The 15,132-nt window shown below is 32.0% G+C and carries 11 protein-coding genes and 1 pseudogene; all 12 read right to left on the bottom strand.

Annotated elements, in window-relative coordinates:
- Window positions 1-324: 324 nt before the first annotated feature.
- Complete coding sequence (locus B2W91_RS00785) at window positions 325-1,422, bottom strand: 6-phosphogluconolactonase (RefSeq protein ID WP_291578353.1); 1,098 nt, start codon at window positions 1,420-1,422, stop codon at window positions 325-327.
- Between the two features lie 14 nt (window positions 1,423-1,436).
- Window positions 1,437-2,615 (bottom strand): DUF3800 domain-containing protein, encoded by a 1,179-nt coding sequence (locus B2W91_RS00780; protein ID WP_291578352.1) that lies wholly within the window; start codon window positions 2,613-2,615, stop codon window positions 1,437-1,439.
- 60 nt (window positions 2,616-2,675) lie between these two features.
- Window positions 2,676-3,581, bottom strand: a complete 906-nt coding sequence (locus B2W91_RS00775) for an RNA-binding domain-containing protein (RefSeq protein ID WP_291578351.1) — start codon at window positions 3,579-3,581, stop codon at window positions 2,676-2,678.
- Complete coding sequence (locus B2W91_RS00770) at window positions 3,574-6,708, bottom strand: sacsin N-terminal ATP-binding-like domain-containing protein (protein ID WP_291578350.1); 3,135 nt, start codon at window positions 6,706-6,708, stop codon at window positions 3,574-3,576. Before B2W91_RS00770 ends, B2W91_RS00775 begins: the two co-directional genes overlap by 8 nt.
- The gene (locus tag B2W91_RS00765; protein ID WP_291578361.1) at window positions 6,708-6,995 is read right to left on the bottom strand and encodes a single-stranded DNA-binding protein; all 288 of its coding nucleotides are present in this window, start codon (window positions 6,993-6,995) and stop codon (window positions 6,708-6,710) included. The genes B2W91_RS00770 and B2W91_RS00765 overlap by 1 nt, the downstream gene beginning before the upstream one ends.
- Before the next feature lie 338 nt (window positions 6,996-7,333).
- On the bottom strand, window positions 7,334-8,488 hold the full coding sequence (locus B2W91_RS00760; protein ID WP_349680767.1) for a recombinase family protein: 1,155 nt from the start codon (window positions 8,486-8,488) through the stop codon (window positions 7,334-7,336).
- 77 nt (window positions 8,489-8,565) lie between these two features.
- Window positions 8,566-8,761, bottom strand: a pseudogene (locus B2W91_RS00755) (23S rRNA (uracil-5-)-methyltransferase RumA); the annotation flags it as partial.
- Between the two features lie 241 nt (window positions 8,762-9,002).
- Window positions 9,003-9,638 carry a PHP domain-containing protein gene (locus tag B2W91_RS00750; protein ID WP_291578349.1) on the bottom strand — a complete coding sequence of 212 codons (636 nt, stop codon included), beginning with the start codon at window positions 9,636-9,638 and terminating at the stop codon, window positions 9,003-9,005.
- A 191-nt stretch (window positions 9,639-9,829) separates the two neighbouring features.
- Window positions 9,830-10,777, bottom strand: coding sequence for an ABC transporter ATP-binding protein (locus B2W91_RS00745; RefSeq protein ID WP_291578348.1), 948 nt, complete (start codon window positions 10,775-10,777; stop codon window positions 9,830-9,832).
- A 2-nt stretch (window positions 10,778-10,779) separates the two neighbouring features.
- The gene (locus B2W91_RS00740; protein WP_291578347.1) at window positions 10,780-12,444 is read right to left on the bottom strand and encodes an ABC transporter permease; all 1,665 of its coding nucleotides are present in this window, start codon (window positions 12,442-12,444) and stop codon (window positions 10,780-10,782) included.
- Window positions 12,434-13,498, bottom strand: a complete 1,065-nt coding sequence (locus tag B2W91_RS00735; RefSeq protein ID WP_414633091.1) for an ABC transporter substrate-binding protein — start codon at window positions 13,496-13,498, stop codon at window positions 12,434-12,436. Before B2W91_RS00735 ends, B2W91_RS00740 begins: the two co-directional genes overlap by 11 nt.
- 226 nt (window positions 13,499-13,724) lie before the next feature.
- Complete coding sequence (gene rlmD / locus B2W91_RS00730; RefSeq protein WP_291578360.1) at window positions 13,725-15,125, bottom strand: 23S rRNA (uracil(1939)-C(5))-methyltransferase RlmD; 1,401 nt, start codon at window positions 15,123-15,125, stop codon at window positions 13,725-13,727.
- Between the last annotated feature and the right edge of the window lie 7 nt (window positions 15,126-15,132).

The following is a 15,132-nucleotide window of genomic DNA, read 5'->3' as shown; positions in this document are numbered from 1 at the left end:
TAAACAAAAATGATGTCGTGGGGAGCTGGTGGTTCCTTGGCGGATAGGTATTTTCTCAAAAACAGAGCACAATAGTCTTCTTTTTTTCAAACTTAACCTCGGTAATAAACTGAATTATGACATCCTGATTCAAGATTTTATCTCATTTTAAGCATTCTATCATTGAGTTATTGTCCCAGTCCTCTATCAAATTCATTTTTGACTTATAGGTGTTAGCCAATAAAACTTTTTTGATTTTATTTCAGTTCTTCTGTATGAGCTGTTTTGCCTATTTTTCCTATGCCGATGGAGAAGATAGTTTTCTGGTTGTCCATCTGAATTATATTATGTGTTATCGATATCATCATTTATTTTTCTAAACTCCAATTCCTCGAATTTATCTAATGCTTTTTTAGATAAATCTAAATAGTTATCTATAATCTTAAGCATGTTATCTAATTCATCTTTTGCTTCTTGACATAATTCTTGGAATTCTTCATGAACACTATCCATTGCCTTTTGAACATAACTCTCTAAATATTCATCATATGCTTCTGCACTATATTCATCTTGAATTATCTGATTCGCCCTTTCTGAAGAATCAAAACAAGCTAATTCATATATTTCTTCATTACAAGATACATCTTCAAATTGATTCACTAAAGATCTTAGCTTTTCATAGTACTCATTTAATTCATCTAGGATACTGTCATCATCAGTTAATTGGTCAGCCACATCATAAATGGTGCCAAAGAGTTCTGAGCATTTATCTAACTCTAAAATAATATTATCAATTGTTATTTGGCTTAATCTTTCTTCTGTGTCATTATAGAAATATCCTTTTCCATCTAAATCGTCATAATAAAAGTAAACCTGATCAAATAATTCTTGTTTAAGAGCGAATAAATTTGATAAATTCATTTTAACTTCCAGTAACAAAGGAAGGTAATCATATTCAAAATATGGTGTTGATGACTTCTCTAGTTCTTTCGTTATTTCTTCTTTCAAGTATGTAATATAATCTAGATCTCGACTGATAATTCCAGATTCACTGTTGTTCTTACTTTCCTCAGAATAATTTGCAGAACCTAAATATACCACATTATTTGTCATTATTATTTTACCATGGTTGTCAAAGTTAAAGAAAATACTAACTTTCTCTCCAATGCTATCTGGTTTCAATTTAGTTAAATACACATCTATTTTCTTTCTTGCAGCCTTTCTATAAGTATCCTTATAATATGTATCCCAACGTGAAGGAATGTTGGTGAATATACTTATTTTTGTTTCTAAAGGTGTGTCAACTAATTTTTGGATGAGAAGTGACTGTTTTCCTGAAATATTGTAAGTCACAATAATAATTTCTTCAGCATTTTTAAAATCATCCAAAACTTCTTGATATCCTAACTCATTCTTAGAATAGACGAACTTTGCATCAGACAATATATATTCTTTTTTCAATTACATCCCTCCAATTTATTGCATTTTTCTGCTAATGATTCAACGCTGACTGGTCGCGCCAACTGGTTCATCAAAACTAATAGTGATCCTCTATGCTGCACCATTTCAATGCTGTTTACATTCTGAATCAAACCTCTATTTAATTTTTCAGATCTATCAATTAGTAAATTTATTATTCTAATACATTCCTTTTGTTCATTATTAAGCGTCTCTATTTTTTCAATTATACTGCTAGGCGTTGATTGATCAAGCGCAAAAAATAATTTTCCGAGTAATCCTACCCAAACGTCTGAAACTTGAATTAATCTTTCTGTTTTAGAATCTATAAACTTATAATTGTTTAGTTTTACTCCATCCTTAGTAAAAGGCATATCCTCTAACGATGATTCAGCCTCTGCTTCTTCATCAAAATAGTGCATAGCATTCTTAAATAATGCGCACCGCCCCGTTCTTAAACCTGAGTATTCCTCAACTAATAAACCAGGTGTGTTATCTTCAACGAAAAATAATTCGCCTCTGCGTCCATTTGTTTTCAGCAACTGCCTGAAGTTATCCAAATAGAAATCGTCTTCATCATAAGACTGTATAAGATCACTAAGTTCATAGCAAAAATCCTTAATATCAGCTTTCAATAAACTTGGATAATCGTATCTATAAAATATAGCTAGAATTTCATCCAGATGTGCTAAAACAAATCTATGCCAGCTTGCCTTCAAGGCTTGTACCCATTCTGGTCCAAAGTTAAACTGTGGCTGAGCGACAAATAGTGAGTCTACTATATCTACGATTGAATAATACATATTATTTAAAGTAGCGTAATGGACATAGGGACCACTGCTTTCTAGCCATGTAAGAAATTGATGAATTGGCTTCTTTCCTATTGCTGTCCAGAAATCAGATCCTCTACCAGCCAAGGTCTTAAACTTAATTTCAAGTGCTTTGATTTTCAACTCATTATATAATAAATCTAAATTGCATGAAGGTGAATCACCTTTGAATAAAACACCGCCAAGAATAAAGTCGTTAGCAATACCTTCATCAGCATTAACACCATTCTCAGTTAACCTAAACTTTCGAATGTTTCCAGTCTCATCATAAAAGAAACTATACATATCATTCATTAATGGAATTTCTGAGAATGTGCTAACTTGGTTTCTGTATTCATCTACATCCATATTAAATGCCTCCCATTAAGTATTAACTAATCAAATGTTTTAAAGTATTACTATAAAATATTAGTCATGGATCCTTACGCACATATGATATAGTACTGTTGTTTTGCCAGAACGATTATGGGTAGTTGTTATAAACCTTATTTCAGAGCAAGGATACTCCTTGTCAGCATCCGTGTCTGAAGAAACTAACATTACAGGATAAATGTGTTGTTTAACATGATTACAGTATTTTTCCCAAAAAGAAGAAAAATTACTTGTTTTCACATACACTAGGCATACATTAAATAAATTACCAGCAGTATCATAAGAATAGATTTTATCCAGATGAGCATTTAGATAAGATGTATTTAAACTGCTTAAATTTAGCGCTTCTATGATTGTAAAAGGCATTCCATTATTTTCTATAAATAAGTCTATTTCACCAGATAATTTGCCTGTAGCAGAAACCCCACGTCTAGTCTGATCTTTAATATTATATCCTGCAGTTTGAAGTAGATCACCAATAAAATCATTTCGTTCGTCCTCGGAAGCATCTATAAAAATTCTACGAGATTGTAGTTTAATACAAGCTAAATAAAGGTCTCTAATAAACGAGTCTCTTGGTGACAAAGTAGCTTGGGTATCTGTTAATGAAACTAGAGTTTCTGCTTTTACAACTTTAATCACATAAATATTTTTATTTGACACATTGAAACGATCCCATTCTAATAAAGGAGGATCTGATACTAAGCTAAGAGCGCGTTTTATTGGCTCAGACATATTAAATTCAGCACTTATGCCATGTACAATATAATTAGCTTCATCTTTACTTATTCCAATTACAATATACCCATAATCACAATCCATATTAGCTAATGCTGCAATAAAGAATGCTATATTTTGGGGTCTAAATTCCAATTTTCTGCAAATTATATTTTGAGCTGTTGGATTTTTTATTAAGTTTATAACTTCATCAATATCAATCATTTTTTCGAAGGCTCCTTAATGGTATCTTATTAACGCCTGTTAGTTTTAATATCTTTCCAAAAGTAAGCTTTTGGGGTTCATTTATTCCATCCTCAACCCATAACTCACAATCTTTTTCATAGTCTAAAAGATCAAATTCTGAATCATAGTACAGAACAACTTGCCCACAATCTGATGGACGTGTTATTAAGTAAATTTCAGTATTATGCTTTTTAATCACAAAAATAGTCTTACTAATTTGCATGCAATCTGAAATATCATAATCATTTTGTTTTCTTAAATAGTCCAAAATATTTCGTTGAGAACGTTCCAATATCTCTTTTACATAATTGAACATCTCTAGACTTCTAGTAGAGTCATGAAGAAATTCAGCACCAAATATGTTATTAGATAAGGCATATTTCAATTCTTCTTCAGTTGAAATGCCCCACTCAGCAAGAAATTCTTTAGAAATTTCAGTTACTTCTTTTGGCTTAATTTCTACTTGAGTGCGTGCTAAAATGCCCTCTAATTCTTCTACGCTTGATAGGCCATACTTAGATAGAACAGTGCTGTATTCTTCAACTTTCTGCATATTTTCAGCAATATCATCATCATTATAGAACCAATGTAAATTAGAACATAATTCCTTAAATGGAGTATTTATATATTCTTCAGAGCGGTGTCCTCGTAAATAATTATAAAAACTTTGAAAAACATTTTTTTCTTCTGAAGTTTGTCCCAACTTGTTTTTATTTGCTCTAATATAATTTACTATTTTATCAGCAAACTGATCATTTTTGACTGTTCTATTTTTAGGTAATTTTAAAAATATATCTTTAAGTAACAGTATTTCTCTAATATTGTAACCAACTATTTGACATACATCTTTGACTACTTCCTCGATTTCCCCTGAATCTAAAGATAATTCAGACGCTTTCTTAAATTCGCCATTTTGATTCGGTAAAATCGATATACGGTCAAGCAAATAATCCATACCTTGTTTTGTTATATAATCTATAAGTCTTGAGAGCCATTCGACAGCTGTTGACTCATCTTTAAAGTTACAGCTATTAATTAAGATTTCCATTGAACCATATTCACAAATATCATTACATATTTTCTGAATCCAAAAGTTTAATGCCAATCCAAAGAGCTCATCAGAAAAATTCTTCACTTTATAGGTTATCCATGAATAATTTTTATAAATATCTTTAAGGATGTCCAAAATCAAAGTTTGCTTTTCAATATCTTGAAATTTTAGGCAAAGTATTTTTCGATAAAATTCTTCCGTGGCTAAAGAATCTGATTTTAATTGTTTCTGAAACTCTGAAACCATATCATCAAATTTAAACTTACGAACGAATTTCTTTTGAGACAAATTAGTCGCTACTCTTTTATCTATTAATTTGACTTTTAAATCCAAATCCAGTAACAGTGATAATTCTTTGTACTTTTCTTCAATATTGTAATCGTAAAATAGCGTACTAAGCGAACAAAATTCTCCATTTTGATTTGGTACTATGCAAGGTTCTATGTTTAATTTAGATGCAAACCCATGCTCCGTTGAATATACTAAATCATAAAATTCGTTTAACCAAGTAAATACCTCTACATTTATTTGATTATTTAATGTGGCTACGTTTTTAAAGCTCTCGACCTTTTTAATCAAGTCTTCAACACTATAGTTGTGGCGCTCATCCCATAAAGAATTATACCAACACTCTAGTTCTTCATATTTGGGTAGCATATCTGGGACAAATTTGCTTGATATTTTCCAAAGGTTTAATCTAATATTTTCATTAGTATAGTTTGGAATGAGAACAGAATCCATACCCCAATCATCTTGTAAGGGTCTTCTCATGCCACCATGGGTATCAATAAGATCAACTTCTTTTATATGTGATTTAAGTCTATCTATGATTTTATTATTTAGCCAATCTTCACTTAACCACTCTTTAACAGGTGGCTCTGAGATTTTAGTAATATTATAAATAGCCTTATAGTTTTGGCATAAAAAATAATCTAAGAGTTTAATATATAACTCAGTAGCTTTAACAATGGTATCCTTATTTTCCTTTATATCCAATGGTTCTTCGTCGTCGAATTCTTTATCTGTTAAATAAATTCCATCTCGTGGTTCGGTTGGGTTAAACGCTGAGCTATTTATGACTACAGGGAATGAGAAATCGTCGGTCCCTAGAAGTGGGAAGTCACAGAATAGTTTTGGTAAATATTGATTTGCTGACTTTATAAATCTGTCACCATTTTGAATATCCACTTCAACAGCAATTGCCAAATTGGTTTCTTCACTATCTGTTAGCACGAAGATAAATCGCTCATCTTTTTTTCCATTTGTTGTTACATTAACAGACATTGACGTTGCATTTTCCAGATTGCTACTTTTAGTTTCACCTCGGACAATCGTTTGATGATATTTTCTATCTGATAATGTCGCGGAAACCGTAATAGAATTGATTTCAGGAACAAAAGCAAATACATATGGTGCGGATACAATAAGGTTGTTCAATCCATTTTTAGCTGTTTTAATACCATTATTATCTAAACTATATGTAAAGCAAGTATTAAAATCATCTTCATTTATAATACCGTTTACTTTAGTAGAATTCTTATCAAGTTGAATACAGCTTTCTTCTATCGATCTAATTATTGTATTTTGATCATTACTAGAACGATCTAAATCAATGTTAAAAGAGTAAGCTATATCATCGTTATCATCATCATCTTGCAAATAGCCTGATACATTTACTTTCTTCGAAAGCAGGTGAGTCGTCAAAAAACCTGTGCCAAATTTCCCTGTTGTTTTTTTTATCTTATTCTCTAACTTACCTCGTTCTTTTGTGGAAACTTGCTCAATAAGAAAAATTATGTTTTTAGTGGAAAAAAGCTTACCATTATGTTTGAATTCAATAATTTTATTTTGTTCATCAAAATTAATTACTATATCGACTATTCCACTGGAATTAGCAACATCTTTTGCATTTTGAATAAGCTCCCAAATCCAGCGATAGGAGGTAGCCTTGTCGTTCTTGGACTCTATATGTTTAAGCATATCAATAATTTTATTTGCAGCCTGTGTTTCCTGGGCTTTGCTACGCAATGTTTGTATTTTATTAGTAAAATCCATTATTTATCCTCCTGAAAATTATCTATATAGTCTCTTGTTTTATACCTCTGCTGCCCCGACGAAGTCTTTTCAATCGGGACAATACTTAAATCATCGTTCTTGATATAATTTAGGAATAAAGTGCCTAGGAGGAGTCGGTCACTGCGAGAGATCCTATTCCATTCATAACCTTTGAATAGATCACGAACTAGAAATATTTCGCCGGACTTGAGGTTTATAAGTTCACTTTTTGCAACATATAATAGCACAATTATACCTCCTAAGTAGAACAACGATAAAAACAACATTGTTAGTATAATTGTATATCTTTCCCTGTAAATATTCAACAGGAAAACAGCAACTTGGACATAATTTTACAGATTATTCTGAAATAAAATATATAAACTGCCAAGAATAAAATCCTCGAACTGTTGAGGATTTTATTCTTAGTAGCTTATTCTCATAGGAGCAGGGAACAGACCCTACTCCTATTTTCTATATAATCGTTGTGTCCCACTCATTTACTGAACATACTTTTTAAGAAAAGCGGTGCCCCTAATTTAATAAGCCTGTATATTGGGTCCATCGTATCCTTTAACTAAAATATACCCATCATACACTTCGATTTTTTGCACCTTATTTTTTACTACGTCCTCATTATAAGTGCGCCACAAATTAGTTCTGAGAGCTGATCTTTTAACCACTCTTCATTTAACTTAGGGGATAGGACACATTCTTCTTTTCCCCTTTCAATTCTGGTAGCACATCTCCACAAAACTTTACCACGTTCGGTTCTTCTACGATATGATTCACCACAATCTCCACACACTAGCAAATTGCCTAAAAAGTACTTGCTATTAAATTTGCTTTTAGATGCTTCTATACTACCGTCTTCATTATACACAATTCTTTCACGTCGTTTCATTTCCTCTTGCACTCTATCAAAAATATCCTTTGATACAATAGCTGGATGGGTGTCTTCCACATAGTATTTTGCTCGCTCTCCATGATTAACTTTTCTTTTGCCAGATATATAATCCGTAGTGAATGTCTTCTGAAACATAGTACAGCCCTTGTACTTCTCATTTTTAAGCATCTTTTGAATAACGTATGTTGCCCAGACCTCTTTACCAGTAGTTGTTTTGATTTTCTTGCTCTCCAAATACTCTTTTATCTGTTGTAATGTCATTCCATCTAAGTATAGCTGAAACATTGATTTCACGACTTCTGCTTGCTCCGGTACAATAACTAAGCTACCATTTTCACATTTATAGCCCATAAAGTTTTTGTATTTGGTGGATATATCACCATTTTCAAATTTTCGTTGGTATCCCCATTGAATATTCTCGCTTAAGTTTCCGCTTTCTTCCTGAGCCAAGATGCCACTAAGAGTGATTGCAAATTCCGCTTCATCATCAATTGAATTAAGGTTTTCATTTTCAAAATACATATTAATGCCCCTTTCTTTTAATTTTCTTATGATAATTAATGTATCTAAAACATTCCTAGGTAATCTACTGAGAGACTTTGTAAGAATGTAATCAATCTCACCATTACACGCCTTATTTATCATTTTCTCTAAATTAGAACGTCCTTTTTGTCTCAGCTCACTACCGTAATCAAAATAAACTCCTGCATACTCCCACTCAGTATTACTTTGTATCTTTGTTTCATAATGCGATACCTGTAAATCAATGCTACTTTGCTGACTTTCAAATTTTGTGCTCACTCTGCAATATGCTGCTACTTTTAATTTCTTTTTTTCCTCTATGACTGGTTCTATTATTCTAAACTGTTTCATTTGAATCTCTTTTCTAAATAAAGCTACAAAAAAGACGTGAGTTCACTTTCACTCACGCCTTTTTTCTGATTTTTATTTTATTTATCAACCCTCTGCAACAGGCATACAACCTCACAATGAGCCGTCTGCGGAAACATATCTACTGGTTGTACTTCTACTTAGATCTCTTGCAAGGGTTGCTGGGTCACAGGATACGTAGACTATTTTTTATGGGGACATTTTTGCTATTGCGTGGAGTAGTGATCCTTCGCAGCCTTTTCTTGGTGGGTTTAGTTATATAATCTAAATTTACTTAAGATATAATTATGAACCATCCCTTATACAAACCTCACCACTGTCTCCACATGAGTTGAAGCGAAAATATGGTATTAATACGCAAAAAGAAAGGGGGCTTTAAGAGTTTGTACCCCCTTAGCCCCCCCCTGTTAAGTTTATTAATTTAGCAATGATACATAACTTTTGTCCAATACACTAACACAAACCTATAAAGAGTATTACAGCCTATTGATTTCTTTTAGTTACAGCCAACATAAACAACATTTTTATTTGCCTCTGTTTTCATAACTGGATAATATTTTGAATATTTTACAGCCTCAATAAAATCTTTATGATCTCTTACATACTCTTCAAAATATGTAGCGTAAACACCTACTTTTTCTAAAACGTGAGCATCACTTGAACCAAATGTTGGGAGTTTTAGTTCGTTAGCCAAATGATACGCTTGCATATTGTGTTCATAACTAGTGCTTCCATTAAAAGCTTCAACACCTGATAATAGAGGAGCTAATCTTCTCATATTATTTCCTATGCCTCTATTATTATTTCTAAATGGATGAGCAGCAATTGCAACACCATTATTTTTCTTAACTAGGGTCAAAAGCTCCTCTGCACTAATCATTTCCTTAGGTATATCTTTTAAGCCAAAGGTCAAAATATCACCTTCAAAGGTTAAGATCTCTGCCCCTACTATAACTAAAACTCCATCTATTTTTGTAGAATCACCGATCTCATTTCTAAGTAAATTATTATCATGGTTTGTCACACACAAACCATCTATACCCATTGATTTTGCTGCACTTATTGCCTCATATAAATCTAGCTTACTATCCCAAGAATACTTATTCTCATGTAAATGGCAATCAATTATCATATAATTTCACCTTCTTAAATATTATTTTCATATTTTACCATACTATTATTGTGTAAATTTAATTATAGTAATTTATTATGCAAACCATTTTTGTATAGAATCTATTTATATAAAAGAGTTTGCTAAAAGAAATAGTATGGTTACAATTTTAAAAACTGTTGCTTTGAGAATGAATTGAGCCAAGTCAGTCTCTATATGTTAATTCTATGTTCAATTTCTATATTCACCATATCCCCAACCTCAAAATCACTACTTTCCTTTCCAGATAAATTTATATCTAGAGTATGCTGATTATTAGTAATTTTATACCCAGTATCTTTCCCCATAAATATCTTATCTTTAATCGTATATTCTCCATTACTATCTTTAATAATTTTAATATCCTCTGGTCTAACAATATAGTCTTTTTCCTCTTGCTTTAATACATTACACTTCCCAATAAAAGAAGCAACATACTCACTTTTAGGATAGAAATAAATCTCCTTTGGAGTTCCTACTTGTATTATATTGCTTTTATCCATAACAACAACCTTGTCTGATAAGCTAAGTGCTTCAGATTGATCGTGGGTTACAAATATCATAGTAATATTAAGCCTTTTTTGAAGTTCCTTCAATTCTTCACGCATTCTAACTCTAAGACTTGCATCTAAATTGCTAAGAGGCTCATCTAACAAAAGAATCTTCGGATTAGTCGCCATAGACCTAGCAAGAGCCACTCTTTGCTGTTGTCCCCCACTTAAATTTCCTACTCTATTATATTCATATCCCTCAAGCCCAACTATATTTATGTATTCCTTAGCTATTTCCATTGCTTTTTTCTTTTTTTCCTTACGATAAAATCTAACACCATATGCTACATTCTCAATTACATTCATATGAGGGAAAAGAGCATAACTTTGAAAAACAGTAGATATTGGTCTTCCTTCTGGGGGAAGGTTAGTAATATTTACACCATCTAATAAAATCTCTCCAGTATCTGGTCTTAAGAAGCCTCCAAGTACATTCAAGGTAGTAGTTTTACCACAGCCAGAAGGACCTAATATAGTCACGAACTCCCCCTCCGCTACATTTAGATTAAAATCTCTGATTCCATTGTTATTATCAAAAAGTTTAGTTAAATTTTTCAATTGTAGAAACATGGCTACACCTTCTCCTTGCTTAATAGCTTCATGGCAACTAGATTAATTGAAACAGTTATGATAATTAAAAAACTAGCCATTACTGCTCCTAGTCCATATTGGCCATTTGAAATATCCTTAAACATCTCAATACTAGCTACAACATTTCTTGGTGATACCAAGAAAATAATTGCTCCTACTGTAGTCATACAGGCCGTAAATATATTGATGAAGCTAGTAAGAAATGTAGATCTTAATAAAGGTAAAATAATATTCACAAGTATTCTAAATCTCGATGCACCTAAATCCCTGGCTGCATCTTCAATCTTTTTATCCATAGTTATAAAAGCAGCATTTGCTGCCTTATTCGACACAGATATATGTCTAAATGTACAATTTAAAATAACTATAGCTGAGGTACCTGTCAATGATAATGGCTCATTGTTAAAGGCTACAATATAGCCTAATCCAAAGAATATTCCAGGAATAATATACGGTAAGGATGATATAAACTCTATATTTTTCATCATAGGGATATTTCTTCTATGAGTATAGTAGGATAATAATATTCCTATTATAGAAGAGATAATCCCAGAAGTTACAGCAAGAACAATACTCCTATATAAAGATGGCAAATACATAAATCTAACCTTTTCAAAATGTGCTAAAGTAAATACTAGCTTGCCTGATGAATTGGTAGATATGGCAGATAAAAATATGTTTCCATATTTTAAAAGCATTAAAAGAAAAAATACTCCTGTTACTAAACCAAGCATAATTCTAAAACCCATTGGCAAGTTGAATTCATAATTATCACCTGCAACAGCTTTAGCCCCATCAGATAAATTATCTAGTTTAGACATGTTTTTACGATAAAAGTAAAATGCAATTATAGCTGGTGGAATAAGAAGAACAGATATAGCTGCACCCTTACCCAAATCAGCTGCAGAAAATATAGTCATATAGGCTTCTGTTGCCAATACCTTATACTTTCCCCCTATGATTATAGGAGTACCAAAGTCAGCTAAATTCATAGTAAATTGTAAAAAAAACACAGACATAATCCCTGGAAATATGCTAGGTAATATTACACTTAATAATGTTTCTATGGGAGTAGCTCCTAAGTCTCTTGATGCCAATACTTGCCTTAAGTCAATTGAATTTAGAGATGAAATAAGCATCATGGATGCAAGAGATATTTGTCCAATAGTTTGAAGTAAAACAATTCCCTGCCAGCCATAAGGATTAACACTAAGTCCCAATAAATTATATGTAATAAGCCCTCTTCGTCCAAAGAGCATAATCAATGCTAATGCAGATACAAAGGGTGGAGATATCATGGTAATCATCAATGAGTGATATATTATTTTCTTTAGTCTTCCCCTTTGCAAAAAAGTAAAAATTGCAATGCATAATGCAAAAAAAGTCCCAAGTACTGAAGATAAGATTGAAACAAATATACTATTTTTTATTAATTTAAGGTTTTGAGGGGTCAGTAAGTTTTTGTAATTATTGAAGGAAAGTACTCCATTTCGATATACAGATGTGGATATTACCATTACAATAGGATATAAAATAAAAACGAGTAAACTTATCACAACAAATAATAGAATTAATTTATCAATAATATAGTCAAAGGAAAGAGCTGAAAACTCAACTCTTTCCTTTTTTTTCTTGCTATTTATCACCAACTAATTCTCCCCATCTTTCAAGGATTGAATCTCTCTCACTACCCATTAATTCTAAGTTAAAGTTAATAAGTTTACTCTTATCTAAATCTTTCATCAATTTTGGAGCTTCAACATCATCTCTAGCCATAATTCTAGCATCTGCTTCTCTTAATATTGCTTGTCCTTCTTGCGATAGATACCAATCTATAAATACCTTTGAAGCCTCAAGGTTTTCTGTAGCCTTAAATATAGCTATCGGTGCAGGAGTCCAAGGTATTAAATCCTCTGGATATACTACACTAGTTGGATTAGTATCCCCAGCTGCAAAAGTACCTCCTGTAATAGCAACGACTCCTATTGCAAATTCACCTGCTGCTACCTTTTCAAGAGGTTCTCCGCCTCCCTTAGCATAGAATTCGATATTTTCATTTAGTCGTTTAAAATAATCCCAAGCCTTTTCTTCCCCCCATGCTTGAATAAGTCCACTTACTATAGCATAGTTTGTTCCTGAAATAGCAGGATTAGCCATCATTACTTCACCTTTATATTTTGGATCAGCCAAATCTTCCCAAGTTTTTGGAGCTTCAAGCCCTTTTTCCTTAAGGATATCATTGTTTACAATAAATCCAGCTGGAACTAAAGCAAGACCTGAATAATTTCCATCTGCATCACAATATTGTGGATTTATAGCCTCCACCTCTGGAGACTTATATGTTTCTAAATAACCTGCATCCCTAGCTGCTATGTAACTATCTACTCCACCACCAAACCATATATCAGCAGTAGTATTTCCATTTTCAGCCTGTAATTTTGCAAGAGCTGAACCTGTAGACATACTTAACCATTCAATCTTTATACCAGTTTTTTCAGTAAAAGCATCAAATGAATTTTCAGCACCACCATAGGCTACTAAAACTTCTAATGTAGTCCCTTCAAATGGCTTTTCATCTTTTTTCCCAATATTTTGAGAAACATCTTGATTTGTATTAATCTCATCTGCATTTTTCTTGTCACATCCAGTAAATGTGAAAGCCATAACCAATATCAATAATAAAGTTACTATTCTTTTCACCATATTTCCCCCTTATATAAAATTTGCCAGGCCCAGTCTATCATATTGATATACACAAGTCAAATTGGATTTTCTTATAGTTTCATATTCATCTATAGGTAAAATTAATATGACTTTCCATACACAATAGCCCCCCCTAGCAAAAATTCCCCTATACTTATCGTATAAGGGAACAAAAATTATTCTAGATGATGTGGAAGCTATTTCCTACAATTATATCATCAACCTATTCCTTCTCTATCAACACTACATTCTCAACATGACTTGTTTGAGGGAACATATCTACTGGTTGTACTTCTACGGTTTTATAATCTAAATCATTCAGAATTTTTAGGTCTCTTGCAAGGGTTGCTGGATCACAGGATACGTAGACTATTTTTTGTGGTGACATTTTAGCTATTGCGTGGAGTAGTGATTCTTCACAGCCTTTTCTTGGTGGGTCTACTACTACTACATCTGCTTTGATGCCACTGTCTATTAGTTTTGGTATTTCCTTTTCTGCTTCTCCAACTATGAATTCTGCATTAGTTACTCTATTTGTCTTGGCATTTTCTATTGCATTTTCTATGGCTTCAGGTACTATTTCTACTCCATAAACTTTTTTAGCTCTTTGAGAAAGAAATAAGGATATTGTTCCTGTTCCACAGTAAGCATCGAATACTGTTTCATCCCCTGTAAGGTCTGCATATTCTAGAGCTTTTTCATATAATACTTCTGTTTGTATCGAGTTTACTTGGAAGAAAGATAATGGCGATATGTTAAATTTAAATTCACCTATAAAATCTGTTATAGTATCTTTTCCATATAAAGTTTTTGACTTTTGTCCTAATATAACATTGGTTTTATTTTTATTTATATTTTGAATTATAGAAGCTACTCCTTCTATATTTTCTGTCATAAGCTCTATAAATTCATTACTATATGGTAACTTTTGTCCATTAGTTACCACAACTATCATTATCTCTCCAGTTTTAAAACCTTTTCTGATCATTACATGTCTTATGATTCCACTATGTTTTTCTTCATTATAGGTTTCTATATTGTATTTTTCTATCCATCTTTTAGTTAATTCTACTACCTTATCTGCTACTTCATCTTGTATATGGCATTTTTCCATATTTATTATGTCATGGCTTCTTGATGCATAGAATCCAACAACTACTTCACCATCTTTATTTCTTCCTACAGGAAGCTGTACTTTATTTCTATAGTTGTATGGATTTTTCATACCTAGAGTTTTATGTACTTTAATATTTTCAAGCTTTCCTATTCTTTTTATAACTTCCTCTACTCTTTCAGTTTTAAAGTTTAACTGAGCTTCATAGTTAGTATGTTGAAGATTGCATCCGCCACATCTTTTATAAATAGAACAAATAGGATTCTCCCTTTCCTCTGAAGGAGATATTACTTCTAAAAGCTTACCTATTCCATAGTTTTTATTAACTTTAATTACTTTTATTTTAACTACTTCTCCTTTAAGTGCTCCTTCTATAAATGTAGTAAAATTATCTATTTTACCTACACCTTCACCTTGGTGTCCATTACTTTCTATTTGAAGTATATATTCTTTGTTTTTTTCTACTGCTGTATTATAACTTTTTAAATTTGCCATTTTATCACCTTTCATTGATAGT

Origin of the sequence: Clostridium sp. UBA6640 (assembly GCF_002455975.1) — a bacterium.
Classification (GTDB): domain Bacteria; phylum Bacillota; class Clostridia; order Clostridiales; family Clostridiaceae; genus Clostridium_J.
The sequence above is the reverse complement of the archived record's forward strand: the minus strand, read 5'-3'. Positions and strand labels throughout refer to the sequence as shown.